17 protein-coding genes are annotated in these 15,024 nt (G+C 38.0%); 14 read left to right on the forward strand and 3 right to left on the reverse strand.

The window, feature by feature from the left end:
• The first annotated feature begins 263 nt into the window (after nt 1-263).
• The 7 genes from RIB54_RS04680 (at nt 264) to RIB54_RS04710 (ending at nt 6,614) form a co-directional block, all read left to right on the forward strand.
• Nucleotides 264-485 (forward strand): addiction module protein, encoded by a 222-nt coding sequence (locus RIB54_RS04680; protein WP_350068085.1) that lies wholly within the window; start codon nt 264-266, stop codon nt 483-485.
• The gene (locus tag RIB54_RS04685; protein WP_350099511.1) at nt 482-784 is read left to right on the forward strand and encodes a type II toxin-antitoxin system RelE/ParE family toxin; all 303 of its coding nucleotides are present in this window, start codon (nt 482-484) and stop codon (nt 782-784) included. Before RIB54_RS04680 ends, RIB54_RS04685 begins: the two co-directional genes overlap by 4 nt.
• A gap of 858 nt (nt 785-1,642) precedes the next feature.
• Complete coding sequence (gene pyrF, locus RIB54_RS04690; protein ID WP_350099512.1) at nt 1,643-2,461, forward strand: orotidine-5'-phosphate decarboxylase; 819 nt, start codon at nt 1,643-1,645, stop codon at nt 2,459-2,461.
• A 3-nt stretch (nt 2,462-2,464) separates the two neighbouring features.
• Complete coding sequence (locus RIB54_RS04695; protein ID WP_350099513.1) at nt 2,465-3,742, forward strand: DUF2851 family protein; 1,278 nt, start codon at nt 2,465-2,467, stop codon at nt 3,740-3,742.
• Nucleotides 3,739-4,986 carry a hypothetical protein gene (locus tag RIB54_RS04700; protein ID WP_350099514.1) on the forward strand — a complete coding sequence of 416 codons (1,248 nt, stop codon included), beginning with the start codon at nt 3,739-3,741 and terminating at the stop codon, nt 4,984-4,986. The genes RIB54_RS04695 and RIB54_RS04700 overlap by 4 nt, the downstream gene beginning before the upstream one ends.
• A gap of 54 nt (nt 4,987-5,040) precedes the next feature.
• Nucleotides 5,041-5,679, forward strand: a complete 639-nt coding sequence (locus RIB54_RS04705) for an acetyltransferase (RefSeq protein WP_350099515.1) — start codon at nt 5,041-5,043, stop codon at nt 5,677-5,679.
• A 77-nt stretch (nt 5,680-5,756) separates the two neighbouring features.
• Complete coding sequence (locus RIB54_RS04710) at nt 5,757-6,614, forward strand: nucleoside phosphorylase (RefSeq protein ID WP_350068095.1); 858 nt, start codon at nt 5,757-5,759, stop codon at nt 6,612-6,614.
• Here RIB54_RS04710 and RIB54_RS04715 read toward each other — a convergent pair.
• Nucleotides 6,611-6,859 (reverse strand): hypothetical protein, encoded by a 249-nt coding sequence (locus RIB54_RS04715; protein ID WP_155183355.1) that lies wholly within the window; start codon nt 6,857-6,859, stop codon nt 6,611-6,613. The genes RIB54_RS04710 and RIB54_RS04715 overlap by 4 nt on opposite strands.
• A 184-nt stretch (nt 6,860-7,043) precedes the next feature.
• Between RIB54_RS04715 and RIB54_RS04720 the strand changes: the two genes are divergently transcribed.
• The 5 genes from RIB54_RS04720 to RIB54_RS04740 all read left to right on the forward strand — a co-directional run bounded on the left by RIB54_RS04720 (nt 7,044) and on the right by RIB54_RS04740 (nt 12,416).
• The gene (locus RIB54_RS04720) at nt 7,044-8,276 is read left to right on the forward strand and encodes a M16 family metallopeptidase (RefSeq protein WP_350099760.1); all 1,233 of its coding nucleotides are present in this window, start codon (nt 7,044-7,046) and stop codon (nt 8,274-8,276) included.
• A 1-nt stretch (nt 8,277) separates the two neighbouring features.
• Nucleotides 8,278-8,919, forward strand: coding sequence for an O-methyltransferase (locus RIB54_RS04725; protein WP_350068097.1), 642 nt, complete (start codon nt 8,278-8,280; stop codon nt 8,917-8,919).
• A complete protein-coding gene (locus RIB54_RS04730; protein WP_350099516.1) occupies nt 8,916-10,811 on the forward strand; it encodes a LysM peptidoglycan-binding domain-containing protein in 1,896 nt (631 codons plus the stop codon). The genes RIB54_RS04725 and RIB54_RS04730 overlap by 4 nt, the downstream gene beginning before the upstream one ends.
• Nucleotides 10,812-11,057: 246 nt before the next feature.
• Entirely contained in the window at nt 11,058-11,438 is a 381-nt protein-coding gene (locus RIB54_RS04735) for a response regulator (protein WP_155178433.1), read from the forward strand.
• Between the two features lie 42 nt (nt 11,439-11,480).
• Entirely contained in the window at nt 11,481-12,416 is a 936-nt protein-coding gene (locus RIB54_RS04740) for a DUF3078 domain-containing protein (protein ID WP_350099517.1), read from the forward strand.
• A gap of 4 nt (nt 12,417-12,420) precedes the next feature.
• Here RIB54_RS04740 and RIB54_RS04745 read toward each other — a convergent pair whose 3' ends face one another.
• Complete coding sequence (locus tag RIB54_RS04745; RefSeq protein ID WP_350099518.1) at nt 12,421-12,867, reverse strand: DUF8439 domain-containing protein; 447 nt, start codon at nt 12,865-12,867, stop codon at nt 12,421-12,423.
• On the opposite strand from RIB54_RS04745, the gene RIB54_RS04750 reads away from it, so the two are divergent.
• Nucleotides 12,857-13,150, forward strand: coding sequence for a hypothetical protein (locus tag RIB54_RS04750; protein ID WP_350099519.1), 294 nt, complete (start codon nt 12,857-12,859; stop codon nt 13,148-13,150). The genes RIB54_RS04745 and RIB54_RS04750 overlap by 11 nt on opposite strands.
• Here the strand turns inward: RIB54_RS04750 and dnaX are convergent.
• Nucleotides 13,092-14,192, reverse strand: a complete 1,101-nt coding sequence (dnaX, locus tag RIB54_RS04755) for a DNA polymerase III subunit gamma/tau (protein WP_350099520.1) — start codon at nt 14,190-14,192, stop codon at nt 13,092-13,094. The two genes, RIB54_RS04750 and dnaX, sit on opposite strands and share 59 nt — an antisense overlap.
• Before the next feature lie 380 nt (nt 14,193-14,572).
• Between dnaX and RIB54_RS04760 the strand changes: the two genes are divergently transcribed.
• Nucleotides 14,573-15,022, forward strand: a complete 450-nt coding sequence (locus tag RIB54_RS04760) for a DUF6438 domain-containing protein (protein ID WP_350099521.1) — start codon at nt 14,573-14,575, stop codon at nt 15,020-15,022.
• Nucleotides 15,023-15,024 lie beyond the last annotated feature (2 nt).

The raw sequence follows: 15,024 nt of genomic DNA on the forward strand, positions 1-15,024 counted from the left end.
GAGAGGTTCATTCCACTTGGTAAGTCCTATTGCTGGCAGGTTGCTCCTCAGCAGAGCCTACTTCCTCTTCAGATTTACAATCACAAAATAATACAATGATCCACTAAAAATCACCAACCATTTTTGGCACCATTACCTAAATGTATAACGAATAAGAATTGCATTATAAAAAAAATGGCACGTGAGGACAAGGGCCAATGAGAAGAGAATAGTTTATCTTGTAAATTAAAAGTTGTTAACTTTATATATCTAACAAAATCAAAATGGATATTCAGACAATTAAAGTTGATCTTATTCATTGGCTCACCGAGCTTCAAGATAGATCAGTTTTGGAACAGTTGCAATTATTGAAGTTTCAGCAGGAGACACAATTAAGTGATGCACATAAAGCATTGTTGGATGAGCGAATCGCTTCTTATAAGAACGATCCCAATGATGTTTTAGACTGGGAAGAAGTGATGAAGGATATTGAAGACAATCTGTGAGCTTCAAGATAAAGTTATTGCCAGATGCTCGTAGAGATGTAAAGGAGATCATTGACTGGTACAACAGTCAAAAAGCAGGACTTGGTAAAAAGTTTTATCAATCCTTAAAAATGAGGCTAACCAACATAAAGAAGAACCCTAAACATTATCAGGTTAGTTATAGAGGCACTAGAAATACATTGATCAATAGGTTTCCATATCAAGTTCATTATTGGATTGAGGAAACACCTAAATTGATCATCGTTTTTGGAGTAACCCATACTAGTAGAAATCCTAACATATGGAAAAATAGAAAGTAGATTGCTATTTAGGGCTTTATCCATGTTTCGTGCCTTCACGAAACAATCACTGATATGACATAATGATAAGAATGAAAAACGAAGGTAAATGTAGATAAAGAATAACAGTTGCTTACGCTGTCGCGCGATTGTATCGCTTGACTTTACTATATTAAGCAATTGCACTCGTTATAAACGAGCGCTAGCTGATTGAGTTCGTTTTTTTAGGGATTTTAGAATAAATTCCGCTGTTTTTTTCATGTTCCTCTTCCTTGATTGTTACCTTAATATAAGTAAAATTAAGTGTTTAAACAATTATAATATACTGATAATCAATATTTATACTCTTAACTTAATGACATTGAACGAGCGCTAGCTGAGTTATATTTAATTAAGAGCTATCAAAAAAAAACTGGTTCAAGTGTCTCACTTGGACCTTTTTGTTTCTAGAGACCATTTGGTGTAGAGGTGTAGAGGTAAAAGCGGACGCTTGCACCAGTCATGGTATTCATGAAATATTAAAAAATGTTGGCATGTGTTGACACAAGTCAAGGCTGGGAAATTAGTTTCCATATAAGAGCTACGAAGCTTAAAACTGAAACAGCGATTAAAATGAAAACATTTAGATATTCAGTATTTATATGTGTCTTATCAATTAAGTTGTTTTTACTGATGTCCTTTTTATATTCCTTGATTGAATTATTTACATAAATAGCACCGAAAATACCTCCAAATATTCCCACAACATATATAATTACCCACATCTCATTTTTTCTTTACCAGTTTCTACAATTAAAAACCACATCCCAATTCAAAGCAAATTAATAAACCCCACGACTAATGGCCGCTATTCAGTGGCCTTTTTTTATTTTTACACTTATGACCAGAGCCGAGTTATTCAATCAGATCAAAAGTAAGTCGTCTTATCTATGTGTTGGCCTTGATACTGACATCAATAAAATGCCAGCCCACCTTAAAAGTGAAAAGGATCCGATTTTTGAATTCAATAAGCAGATCATTGATAATACCTATAAGCACTGCGTGGCCTATAAGCCAAATATTGCTTTTTATGAAGCTCTGGGGCCAGCCGGGTGGGAGAGTCTGGCTAAAACTTTAGAATACATCCCAAAGGAGATATTTACAATAGCTGATGCCAAGCGTGGCGATATTGGTAACACGTCAAAGCTCTATGCAAAGGCCTTCTTTGAGACCATGGATTTTGACTCCATCACTGTAGCACCTTATATGGGGCATGACTCGGTGCTTCCTTTTCTTGAGTTTGAAGATAAGTGGGTCATTCTTTTGGCGCATACTTCTAACCCCGGCAGTCAGGATTTTCAATTAATCAGTGCGGAAGGTGATGGAAAAAAACTTTACGAAACGGTATTGAGCAAAAGCCAGGAGTGGGGCAATGCTGATAATTTGATGTATGTAGTTGGTGCTACTCAAGCCGATAAAATAGGTCATATAAGAAACCTTGTACCTGATAACTTCTTTTTGGTGCCTGGCGTTGGTGCCCAGGGTGGAGATTTAGGAGAAGTGAGCAAGCATGGCATGAACGATCACTGTGGTCTACTGGTCAATAGTTCAAGAGGAATTATCTATGCCTCTAATGAAAAGGACTTTGCCGAAAGGGCAGGACAAGAAGCGCTGAAACTGCAGCAGGAAATGGAAGGCTATTTGGAACAATACCTGTAACTGATGCAGGAGTCCTTTTTACATTATATATGGCGATATCAATATTTTGATAAAAAGGATTTAGTTACCGCTGATGGCCAGTCAATAGATGTTCTGTATCCGGGGCATTATAATACTGATGCCGGGCCTGATTTTAAGGAGGCCAAAGTTAAAATAGCAGGCATAGAGTGGCTCGGGAGTGTTGAAATCCATATCAAATCTTCTGATTGGAATTCTCATAAACACCAAGACGATCCGGCTTACAATAATACAATCCTCCATGTGGTGTGGGAGTCAGAAACTGATGTGCAGCGAGAGGACGCTTCTACCTTACCAACACTGGAGTTAAAAAGTAGAGTTGATAGCGCATTAATCAATAAATACAATCACCTGATTAATCATCCTGCCACTTATGTCAGTTGTGAAAACCAGTGGAGTGATGTAGCAGAAATTACCAAGCTGAGCATGCTTGATAAGATGGCCATGGAGCGATTATATGATAAGTCTGCTGTGGTACTCGACCTGTTAGAAAACAACCATGGCAATTGGGAGGAAACGGCTTATCAGTTATTGTTCAAAAATTTTGGCTTCAAAATTAATAGTGATCCTTTCCTGACACTAGCGCAATCCTTGCCCTTCAAAATCATTAAAAAACATGCCCATAACCTCAATCAGATTGAGGCATTGTTGTTTGGTATGGCTGGCTTTTTAGATGAACCCACAGATGAAAAATCGCAGGGACTCACAAAGGAATTTATTTTCCTAAAGCAGAAATACGCACTGGATCAAAAGCTGCATAAGTTTCAATGGAAATATTTGAGGTTAAGGCCTGCTAACTTTCCCACATCGCGCATAGCTCAACTGGCGGCCATTCTGCATCAGCAGCCATTAGTTTTTGACCTTTTAGTAAAATCAAGTGATCTCAAAATGATTTCATCCTGGCTCAGGTCAAAACCTTCTGACTATTGGATTGATCATCACTCTTTTGCAAAGATATCTAAGTCAAAGAATCAAGGGCTAGGGGCTTCATCTGTTGATAATATATTGATCAACACTGCAGTTCCGCTAAAAGTGGCCTATGGAAAACAGATTGATAATCAGGATTTTATTGATCAATCGGTCGAGTTACTTGAGCAGCTTAAGGCCGAGAAAAACAGCATCATAGAAAAATGGACTGCCCTCGGATTAACAGTTAAAACGGCCTTTGATTCTCAGGCCGCCATTCAATTGTATAATAGCTACTGCAAAAAGAAGCGCTGTCTGAATTGCAACATTGGAACCTCATTAATCAGGATCAAATGATTCTGGTCATTATCAATTTGATTTTAATTGGCCTCTATCTGGCGTGGCTTTACAAGAAGAATGAGCAGCTTAAGAAACATTTTTTTATAGCAGCAGGATTTAAATTATTGAGCGGGATCGGAGTTGGTGCACTCTATCAATACTACTACACATTTGGAGACACCTACGCATTTTTCAATATAGCTCAGGAACTAAACAAAGTAGCGGCAGAAAACTTTGCTGCCTATTTGGAATACCTGCTGGGGATGAATAATGAGGCATTTTCATCCATATATGATTATCAGCCCAGAGCCTTATTCATGGTGAAAATATTGAGTGTCATTAACCTAATGACAGGAGGCAATTATTGGGTTTCTTCATTGTACTTTTCCCTGTTCGCTTTCTCAGGTGCCTGGTATGCTACCACCACCTTTTTAAAATTCTTCGGTCAATGCAAAGGAGCCATTATCTTTTCGTTCTTCTATTTTCCATCAGCGGTATTTTGGAGCAGCGGTATTATCAAAGAGAGTGTGGCTATAGGATGTATTTACTTTTTTGCATCATACATTCTGATTCTTGTCAAAGAGCATAAACTAAGTTGGTATCAGGTGCTGATGCTACTTTTAAATCTCTTTGTACTGTGGAATATTAAATACTATTATGCCGGAATAATACTATTGCTGAGTTTCTCGCTCGTTACAACTTCCTTTTTGAGCAGAAGATTTGAGCAATTAAAAAGGAGCGGGCTTGTTCAAGCGGGAGTCTTTTTTATGTTTATTGCAGCGTCCTCTTTAATTGTAACACAACTTCACCCAAACTTTTATCTCCATCGAATACTGAGTGTCATTGTCGATAATTATAATGCCTTCCTGGAGATTTCTGCATCAGGAGATTTTGTTGAGTTTAGCGCACTTGAGCCAAATGTCTGGTCATTCCTCTATTACACACCTAAAGCGCTTGTGTCAGGACTTTTCAGGCCTTTCATTGGTGAATCTTCGGAGCTGTTTAAAATTGTCTCAGGTCTTGAAAATCTCTTGTTGCTGGGTTTGTTGATAGTCGCTGTGATTTATGCTCCCAAAGAGAGAGCGTCATATTTAAATCTTTTATTTCTTTCGGCTCTTTTGTTCGTGGTCATAATGGCTGTGTTTTTAACATTGTCCGCACCAAATTATGGCACGCTTATCAGGTACAAGACGGGCTTTCTCCCATTTTTCGTATTTCTAGTTACGATTAGAAACCCATGGGTCAATAAGCTATTTTCATGATCGCTTTGTTGCGCCCGCTATTAGGTTTAGTTTTGCACCATTAAATTTCAGACTATGAAAAATCCGGTAATAATTTTTGGTGCAAATCAGCTTGGACAAGCTGCAAAAGCGATTTTAGAAAGCAATGAAGTGGTTATTTACGGCTTCCTTGATGACAACGAAGCGCTTCATAATAAGGAGATTGACGGTGTTGTTGTTCTTGGAAAAACTGAAGATGACGGCTTCCTGAAATTTATAGGAAAGAAGTGTGATGCCTTTGTGGCGTTTGATAATAATAAATTGCGCAAGAGCACTGTAGAGATGCTTAAAAACAAGCGCAAGGTAATGCCGATGAATGCTATTCATAAAACCGCCTGGGTGGAGGCATCAGCTCATATTGGTCATGGTAACATGATTAACATGGGAGCCACTATTGGCAACAATGCTAAAATATCTAATCACTGCATTATCAACTCCAATGCTGTTATTGACCATGGTGCAGAGCTTGGTGACCTGGTGCAAATTGGCGCAGGAGCTGTTGTAAATTCAGAAGCCATTATTGGCGATGAAGTCTTTATAGGATCTGGTGTGACCATAGTGTCTGGCGTTAAAATAGGAAAGGGTGCACGTGTTGGAGCAGGGTCTGTAGTCGTTGCTGATGTTAAAGCAGGAGAAACAGTTTTTGGAAATCCCGCTCAAAAGGTAGGGGCGTAATAATTTGGTAGGTTTTACCCTTAACATCATTTCAATTTTACTTATTAATCCCTATCTTATCGCCTTAATAGCGTGAAATGGGAAAAATTCCTGAGTCAGAATTAATTCTGAACAAAGATGGTAGTGTTTACCATCTCAATCTTAAGCCTAAGCATATATCTGATACAATACTTACAGTTGGCGATCCCAGCCGTGTGTACATGATTAGTAAATATTTTGATGATGTGGATTTTGAAATGAACCGCAGGGAATTTATTACCCACGTTGGTACTTACAAAGGCAAAAAAATCACTGTTATTAGCACAGGAATGGGTACTGATAATGTTGAGATTTTCATGACCGAACTTGATGCGCTTGTGAATGTTGACCTTAAGAAAAGGGAAATAAAACAGCGCAAGAAGAAGCTGAAGATCATTAGAATAGGCACTTCAGGAGCACTTCAGGAAGATTTGGCCATTGGCTCACATCTCGTTTCTGATTACGCAGTAGGCCTCGATACTTTAATGTGCTACTATAATTTACCCCAGGATGATTTTGAAAGCCAGGTTGGACTGGAGCTTCAGGCAGTTACAGAATTGCCTTTTGTGCCTTACGTAGCCAGGGGATCGCAAAGTCTAAAAGAGCAAGTGGGTGCAGGTATGGTGGTTGGTAATACAGTCACCTGTCCGGGTTTTTATGGGCCACAAGGGCGCCAAATCAGAGCAGAAATAAAGAATAAAAGGCTTTTGGAGGCCCTTAACTATTATCACAAGGATGATTTTTGGCTCACTAACTTTGAAATGGAGACTGCTGGTTATTACGCATTAGGAAGGTTATTGGGGCATGAGGTTTTAAGTGTTAATGCCATTATTGCCAATCGCATTAAAAATAAATTCTCAAAAAACCCCAACAAAATCATCGATAGTCTTATCAGAAAAGTATTAGATAGTCTCTAAGCTGAGCGTTGGTTTCTCATTTCTTTGATCTGCGTTCTGGCTATTGATGGATCATAATTGTTATAAAATCCAGAGAGTATGCGGTGAGCTATGTGCGATATAATAAGCTCTTCATCAGACTTTCCTTTCTTGCCTATCCAGAATACTCTTCTCGGATGATTCTTCATATCGTTAACATATTCTCTTGCACGCTCATATTGATCGTCACTATAAGTCAGCGTAAAAGTTGTTTCTACAGTTTCCATAGTCTTATCGGTTTAATACACTATGGCTATTACAATACCTATGCCAGATTAAAAGTGCTGTAAATGAGTATTTTACCTACTTTTGAATATATAGGAATGGTCGTTATCGGTCGTTATTGTTCGACTGCGGAATGGGGGATTAGTAACTAAAAAACTTCTAAATTTGTGGAGGAAAAGGTAAGGTATAATGGAATACGAAATTCACACGCTGCCAAACGGTATTCGTGTTTTACATAAAGAAGTTACCACAACAAAAGTATCACATTGTGGTTTCATGCTTGACATAGGAAGTAGGGACGAAAATGAGGAAAACCAGGGCATCGCTCACTTTTGGGAACACATGGCTTTTAAAGGCACTACTAAAAGAAAGGCCTTTCATATTCTCAATAGAATTGACTCTGTAGGGGGTGAGTTAAACGCCTACACCACAAAGGAGAAAATAGCATTTTATGCTTCTACCTTAGATACTTATTTCGAGAAGGCCATTGAGCTTTTAACAGATATCACTTTTGACTCGATCTTCCCTGAGAAGCAAATAGAAAAAGAACGTAATGTGATCTTAGAGGAGATGTCAATGTATTATGATGCTCCGGATGATGCCATTCAGGATGAATTTGACCAAGTGGTTTTTGCTAACCACCCTTTGGGAATGAATATCTTAGGCACTGCCGACAGTGTCAGGTCATTTCACAGAGATGATTTTAAGAAGTTTATCAAAGAACACATCAACACTGAGAAGCTGGTGTTCTGTTCGGTTGGCAATATTCCTTTTACGAAGGTGGTGAAGCTTGCCGAGAAGTATCTAAAAGATGTGCCTGCTTATAATGCTAATAAAATAAGAAACCCTTTTGAAAAATATGTGCCAACTGTAAAAGGCGTTGAAAGAAATATAACACAGGCACACTGTGCCATTGGTCGCGATGCTTACCCGATTTCATCTGATAAAAGACTGCCATTTTTTATGCTGTCTAACATACTGGGTGGCCCGGGGATGAATTCCCGATTGAATTTGGCACTTAGGGAGAAATATGGATTTGTTTATTCTATTGATGCAACCTATCAGTCTTATTCTGACACGGGTTTATTTGGAATATTTTTTGGAACTGAACCAGGTCAGCTACAGCGTAGCATTAAATTAGTTAATAAGGAATTAGAAAGATTACGTGAAGTGCCTTTAGGAACATTGCAACTGCACACCGCCAAGGAACAATTAATGGGGCAGTTGGCTATGGCAGAAGAAAATAATGCCAGTTTTATGCTTATGATGGGCAAAAGCATTCTTGACCTTGAAAGGATTGATACTATCGATGAAATATTCAACAAGATAAAAAGTGTCACTGCCAAAGAGTTGCAAGACTTGGCGAATGAAATGTTTGCCAAAGATCAGATGAGTCAATTGACCTATACACCTAATTGATATGGATTTTATAGATCAGAAAATTCAGGAGTATGCAGAAAAGCATACTGACAAAGAACCAGAAGTATTACAGTCGTTAAATAGAGAAACGCATTTAAAAGTGCTTCAGCCGAGGATGCTTTCCGGGCATTTGCAAGGTAGGATTTTGAGTTTGATGTCCAAGATGATCCACCCAAAGTATATTTTGGAAATAGGCACCTACACTGGCTATTCTGCCATATGCATGGCCGAGGGTATGCAAACTGATGGCAAGTTGGTGACCATAGATATTAATGAAGAGCTTACTGGTATGTCTCAATCTTATTTTGAAAAGGCAGGCTTTAAAGACCGCATTCATTCCAAAGTTGGAAACGCTTTAGAAATTATTCCTACGTTAGGATATCGTTGGGATCTGGTTTTTATTGATGCCGATAAGGTTAATTATTCAAATTATTTTGATCTTGTAATTGATAGGTTGAATGATGGTGGATTTATTATCGCGGATAACGTACTTTGGAGTGGTAAAGTCGTGGAACCAGTAAAAGCGAATGATAAGGACACTGAGGCGTTATTGTCATTCAACAAAAAAGTAAACGAGGATACAAGAGTTGAAAATGTATTAATGCCGGTGAGAGACGGCCTTATGATTTTAAGAAAAATATGATAAGATTTTTTTGCCTGGCTGTAGCAGTATTTTTTTCGGGCAGTGTTGTAGCTCAACAAGTGAAGGTTCCATCAAGAATGGAATTTGCGGGTATCAAACTCAGGATCATGGATGATGCCCGTGAAGAAATTCAAAAGGATGTAGATGCTTTGACGGCAAGCCCCAAGTATTTCGAGATAAAAGCCGAACGTGCCCGCACCTATTTTCCCATTATCGAGCGCATTTTTAAGGAAGAGAAATTGCCTGATGACTTCAAGTATCTGTGTTTACAGGAGAGTGCACTAATAGCAGATGCAGTATCAACGTCTAATGCCGTAGGTTTTTGGCAGTTCAAGGATTTCTCAGCTGTTGAAGTAGGGATGCGTGTTGATAAGGTTGTTGATGAAAGGATGAATATTGTGTCAGCGTCCAGGGGAGCTGCCAGATATTTACATAATAACAATCAGCATTTTGATAACTGGCTTCATGCGCTACAGGCCTACCAAATGGGTGCTGGTGGTGCCATGAAAGCTTTGCCTCCCGGGCAGGAGGGCGCCAAATCTATGACTGTGAGTAAAAAAACTTACTGGTATGTAAAGAAATACCTGGCACATAAAATTGCCTTTGAAAATTCAGTGAGCCAGCCAGGACAAATTCAGGTATCTGAATATTATAATGTAGGTGGAAAAAGCTTAAAAGAGGTTGCCAATGAAACGGGTGTAACAGAGGAGGAGTTGGCGGATTACAACAAGTGGTTGAAAAAGGGAAAGATACCTACAGACAAAAAGTATGCTGTCATCATACCGAAAGGTAACCTTAATCTGGATATTGTTGCTAGTAGCGAAACCCCAAAAGAGGAAGTCAAAGAAAAAAAACAAATAGAATACACTTTTGATGAACCCGGTGTTTTTCCAAAAATAGATGATGAAGTAGAGGCAAGGGCCGGAAAAATAGTCGATATCAATGGCCTGCCGGGAATTATAGCTGGTAGAAGTGACAGAATTCCGGCATTGGCACAGAAGGCAGATATACCACTTAGGAAGTTCTTAAAGTATAATGATTTAGGCATTGACGGCATCTTGATTCCTGGACAGGTGTATTATATGAAATCAAAAAGAGGGAAGGCTAAAGCTTATTATCATGTGGCACAACCCGGTGAAACATTATGGTCTATTTCTCAAAAATTCGGGATAAAACTCAAGAAACTAAAAACAAAGAATCGCATTAGGGAAGATATTAATATAAAAGCAGGCAGGGTGCTTTGGCTGCGTTACATCAGACCAGCAAGTGTGGCTATTGAGTACAAAGAATCAGAAATAATACAACCTATAGTAGAGAAGAAAGAGCCAGAAGTCATAGAACAACCAGTTGATAAAAAGGCTGAAATTGATGAAGTCCCAATAGAAACAGAGGCAGAAAGTGATTCATCAGCCGCTGAAGTTATAGAGGAACTGCCAGCTAAGGAAGAAGAGGAGGAAGTACAGCAAGATGATAGCACTGTTAACATTGCAGGTGAGGTGATCGAAGAAATAGATGAGGAAATGGAAGATGTTGCTGTAGATGCTAATCTTATAAAAAAGATGCATGAAGTAAAACTTGGAGAAACCTATTATGCTATATCGAAAATACATGATGTGGCAGTCCTTGATTTGCTTGATTGGAATGATCTAAAAATCTCCGATAAGCTGAGCATAGGTCAGAAGCTGGTTGTTTATACGACAGAAGAGGCTCAAGGTCCAATTGTAAAAACGGTAGAAAAGCAATCAGAAAATAGCTATCATACAGTAAAACCAGGAGAGACCTTATATCAGATTGCGAGACTATATAATGTTAGTGTTCAGGAAATAATGAAGTGGAATGAAAAGGAAGACTTCAATATAAAAGAAGGAGAAAGGTTGAAAATAGAAGAGTGAGAATTGAAATTTTGTAGAATGGAATGATAATTTGATAGTAAACTCCTATATTTCCATTTTAGATAAGAAATCTTACTAAAGGTTCTTTTGAACATTGGAAAAAAAGTTATTAATTGTAGAGTGCTATTGTATTAAAGCAATAAACTTTAAAAAATCGATATATTTTTTCAAGGAACAAAAGCAGTTAATTTAATTATAACTTAAACAGAACTAAAGTTGACGAATTCTAAAGCGATAGATTTAGTAATGCTTGTTGATGATAACGATACCGATAACTTCATCAGTAAGCGTATCATTGAAATAACAAAATTTGCTAACAGAGTAGAGGTTAAGAATTCAGGAAAAAGTGCGTTGGATTATCTAAGAGAAAATCAGGATAATGCTGATGAGCTTCCCAATCTGATATTTCTTGATATTAATATGCCTATTGTAGATGGGTTCGTATTTCTCTATGAATTTGAAAAATTTAATGATTTGATCAAGGACAAGTGCAAGGTTATTATCTTGTCCAGCTCTGATAACAAAAGGGATATTGACAAGATTGTCAATAACAATCACGTTATTAAATTTATTACAAAGCCACTTACAGAAACTGCTTTAGAAGAGGTCAAAGTAAACAATTTGTAGTTAAGTCGGTTTTCAATCAAAAAACTTCTACTAACTGTTATTATGATTTGGTCAAACCTCAAAAACATAGGAGGCAGCCTCCTTGTTATTATTTTATTCCTTTCTTCATCTCAACTTTCAGCTCAAAAAAACGGCCCTACCATACCCAAGGATTCAGTTTGGACTAATGGGGGAAATTTCGGGATATTCTTTCAGCAGGTAGGTTTAAGCAACTGGTCTGGTGGTGGAGAGAACTCCGTAGCTTATGGCGCTGAAGTTAACTTATACGCTAATAAAAGACAGCGCTCGCATACATGGTTTAATAATTTGCAAGCAGGGTATGGCTTAGTGAAAATTGGAGATCAGGGTGCACGGAAAAACAATGATATTCTAATTGTTACCAGTCAGTACGGTAGATTCCTGTCTGATAGGTGGCAGCTCTCTGCAGGTTTGGATTTTAGAACCCAGTTTGCCGATGGTTTCATTTATAATGGTGCGGCAGATGCTACAGATACATTGATCTCTACTTTCATGTCTCCCGGCTATCTATCACCGTACATAGGAACTACCTACAAGCCTAATGATGCCTTTTCTGCTACTTTTGCCCCGTTAATGCAAAAAGTTACATTTGTTATGGATGATGACCTTGCAGCAGTGGGAGCTTATGGTGTTGACCCAGGTGAAAATATCCGATCTCAGGCAGGATGGAGCATTAGCGCTATGTATCAGAAGGAAATTATGACCAATGTGAACCTGAAAACAAGTTTACTGCTTTTTGATGCTTATGATGACATTGAACACATAGATGTCAATTTTGACTTGTTCCTCAACTTCAAGGTCAATAAATATATTACTACAAACTTTGCCTTACAGACCATTTATGATCATGATATTGACATAGAAGATGAAGATGGTAACGTTGGCCCAAGACTTCAAATGAGAAATGTACTTAATATTGGTTTGACCTTTAACTTTGGCGAGCCAAGGAAAGAAGAATAAATAATTAGAAATCCGGATCTAACCCAAGCCTATTTTGAAGTTCCTTTAGAATAGGCTTTTTTTCTGCCAGGTACTCAAATTTTTCTCTATTGGTGTAAGGCACTCTGGTTGAATTATCCTCTTTCAGCTCCGTCTCCAGCTTAATATGCCTGTTATTCAATGTGCTTTTTAGATGCGTTATAAGGTCAGACCTGAACTTATCCAGAATCATCATTTTCACTGAGTTTGTAAATGTGATGACTATTGTATGATCATTCTCTAACCTGAATTCTTGCTTCAAAACTGCATATTCAGAGTCTCGGCCTGCAGTTTTGGTGTTTTCAGCGAACTTATTCCAGATTTCCCTCAGCTTTTCTTCTGTGAATGCATCTTCACCATAGCTTTCCTCTGGTTCTTCTGATTGTGCCTTTACCTTTTCTTCAGCGGCAGCATTTTCCAGTATGCTGTCCATCTTAGGTATTTTAGTTGTTGACTTAAGCCTTTGTGAAGATAATTTTGAAGGCGCCTTTATAGGAGAAGGAACGGCCAATTGTGGTGCTTCCTCTACAGATGCATTTTCTACACTTTCAGATTTTTTTTCAGGCTCAGGAGTAGCAGACTTTAGTGCTTCCTTAGTCTCCGTTGTGGCAGGTTCAGTTGTTTTACTCTCTACAGCAGATGAGTTGTCAGGCTGTGTTAAGCTTTTTTTTTTAATTCCCCATCAGGCAATGACGAGATACTTACAGCAGCTTTAATATGAGCCAATTTCATAAGGGCCAATTCAACATGTAGGCGTTGATTTTTTGTTCCTTTATAATCGAGGTCACATCTGTTAGCCACATTTAGCGCACTTAGTAAAAATGACATTGAAGACTTGTTCGCCTGTTCTATGTATTTGGCTTTTGCAGACTCCGGCACTTCCATGAGCTGAACAGTGGCATTGTCTTTACAAACCAACAGATTTCTTAAGTGCTCACTTAAGCCAATGATAAAGTTATGCCCGTCAAACCCTTGTTTCAGGATTTCATCAAAGGTGATTAACGCATTGCTCAAGTCTTCATTTAAGAAGTGGTCAACCATCTTGAAATAGTATTCATAATCAAGGATATGAAGATTACTAATGGTCGATTGATAAGTAATATTTCTGTCTGAAGAGAAAGTGACTATAAGGTCAAAAATGGATAAGGCATCTCGCAAAGCCCCATCGGCTTTTTGAGAAATAAGATGCAAAGCCTCTTCTTCATATTTGATACCTTCTCTATCAGCAATTTGCTTCAGATGATCAGCAATGTTGTTTACCTGAATCCTATTGAAATCAAAAATCTGACATCTTGATAAGATGGTAGGTATGATTTTATGTTTCTCAGTAGTAGCGAGAATAAATATGGCATAAGATGGTGGCTCTTCCAGTGTCTTCAAAAAGGCATTGAAGGCCTGAGTTGAAAGCATGTGAACCTCATCTATAATATACACTTTGTATTTTCCGTATTGAGGAGGATAGCGAACCTGGTCAATCAGGTTTCTGATATCATCTACGGAGTTGTTTGAAGCAGCATCAAGCTCAAATATATTTAGAGCGGCACCATCATTGGTCTCGTCAAAATCATTGATCATTCGAGCTAAAATCCTTGCGCAAGTAGTTTTGCCTACACCTCTGGGTCCGCAGAATAGTAAAGCCTGAGCTAACTGGTTGTTGTCAATGGCATTTTTTAAAGTAGTGGTAATATGCTGCTGCCCTACTACTTCATCAAAACCTTTTGGTCTATATTTTCTTGCCGATACAACAAATTTCTCCATCGGGTCGAAGTTAACCACTCCCGATAAAAACAAGAAAGGAAATAGTAAATTAAAATGATGATTCTTGGATAACCCAACCTGACTAAAGCTAAATGATCAATTCAATTCAAATGAGATGCTGTAATGGTATTTTATACATAATATTTATATATAAAAGTATACTATTTTAAAATTATGAAATAAAAAAAAGAGTTATTATTTGCTATTGAAATATTTTAATACTTTCTTGGAAGCTTGAACCAACTAAAGCTTTTTTTATTTACTACTCCCATAGAGAAGTTGACTCTTCTCTTTGCGTCCTAGATATTTATATTTTCCATTTTTAGGAGTACTACTGCATTATAAGCAGAAACGTGTTTTTGTTGTGACTGGACTAACTTATGATAGTTTCATTAACGATAACGCTTGTACTCAATATGCTGAATGCCTGCACCCAGACATCTCAGCCATACCTAACTGTGTCTTTAACTAAAACAGCATGTTACGGCCAATGTCCGGTTTTTGACTTCAAACTTTATTCTGATTGTTCGGCAACTTTTAAGGGCACTGCCTTTACAGATAAGTTGGGGGATTGGAAATCAAAGGCAACAAAAAAACAATTCAACACTATCATCGAAGCATTCGAAACGAGTAATTTTTTCGAATTCGAAGACCGGTACTATTCAGAAATAACAGACTTGCCCACCACTTACCTCTTCTATTCAGATGCAAATAGGGATAAGAAGATTATGGACTACCATGGGGCACCTCAGGAGCTTAAAGACCTTGAGGCCATGGTTGAAGTCCTTATTGATAAGCTTGAATGGCAACAGGTGGAAACGAACAATTGAAC

The sequence above is a fragment of the Fulvivirga sp. genome (genome assembly GCF_040218215.1).
GTDB lineage: Bacteria > Bacteroidota > Bacteroidia > Cytophagales > Cyclobacteriaceae > Fulvivirga.

Excerpts from the sequence above, each read along its gene's own strand:
- RIB54_RS04680 (WP_350068085.1), top strand. The coding sequence starts at position 264 with ATGGATATTCAGACAATTAAAGTTGATCTTATTCATTGGCTCACCGAG.
- pyrF (WP_350099512.1), top strand. The coding sequence starts at position 1,643 with ATGACCAGAGCCGAGTTATTCAATCAGATCAAAAGTAAGTCGTCTTAT.
- RIB54_RS04695 (WP_350099513.1), top strand. The coding sequence starts at position 2,465 with ATGCAGGAGTCCTTTTTACATTATATATGGCGATATCAATATTTTGAT.
- RIB54_RS04700 (WP_350099514.1), top strand. The coding sequence starts at position 3,739 with ATGATTCTGGTCATTATCAATTTGATTTTAATTGGCCTCTATCTGGCG.
- RIB54_RS04705 (WP_350099515.1), top strand. The coding sequence starts at position 5,041 with ATGAAAAATCCGGTAATAATTTTTGGTGCAAATCAGCTTGGACAAGCT.
- RIB54_RS04710 (WP_350068095.1), top strand. The coding sequence starts at position 5,757 with ATGGGAAAAATTCCTGAGTCAGAATTAATTCTGAACAAAGATGGTAGT.
- RIB54_RS04715 (WP_155183355.1), bottom strand. The coding sequence starts at position 6,859 with ATGGAAACTGTAGAAACAACTTTTACGCTGACTTATAGTGACGATCAA.
- RIB54_RS04725 (WP_350068097.1), top strand. The coding sequence starts at position 8,278 with ATGGATTTTATAGATCAGAAAATTCAGGAGTATGCAGAAAAGCATACT.
- RIB54_RS04730 (WP_350099516.1), top strand. The coding sequence starts at position 8,916 with ATGATAAGATTTTTTTGCCTGGCTGTAGCAGTATTTTTTTCGGGCAGT.
- RIB54_RS04735 (WP_155178433.1), top strand. The coding sequence starts at position 11,058 with ATGCTTGTTGATGATAACGATACCGATAACTTCATCAGTAAGCGTATC.
- RIB54_RS04740 (WP_350099517.1), top strand. The coding sequence starts at position 11,481 with ATGATTTGGTCAAACCTCAAAAACATAGGAGGCAGCCTCCTTGTTATT.
- RIB54_RS04750 (WP_350099519.1), top strand. The coding sequence starts at position 12,857 with ATGCTGTCCATCTTAGGTATTTTAGTTGTTGACTTAAGCCTTTGTGAA.
- RIB54_RS04745 (WP_350099518.1), bottom strand. The coding sequence starts at position 12,867 with ATGGACAGCATACTGGAAAATGCTGCCGCTGAAGAAAAGGTAAAGGCA.
- dnaX (WP_350099520.1), bottom strand. The coding sequence starts at position 14,192 with ATGGAGAAATTTGTTGTATCGGCAAGAAAATATAGACCAAAAGGTTTT.
- RIB54_RS04760 (WP_350099521.1), top strand. The coding sequence starts at position 14,573 with ATGATAGTTTCATTAACGATAACGCTTGTACTCAATATGCTGAATGCC.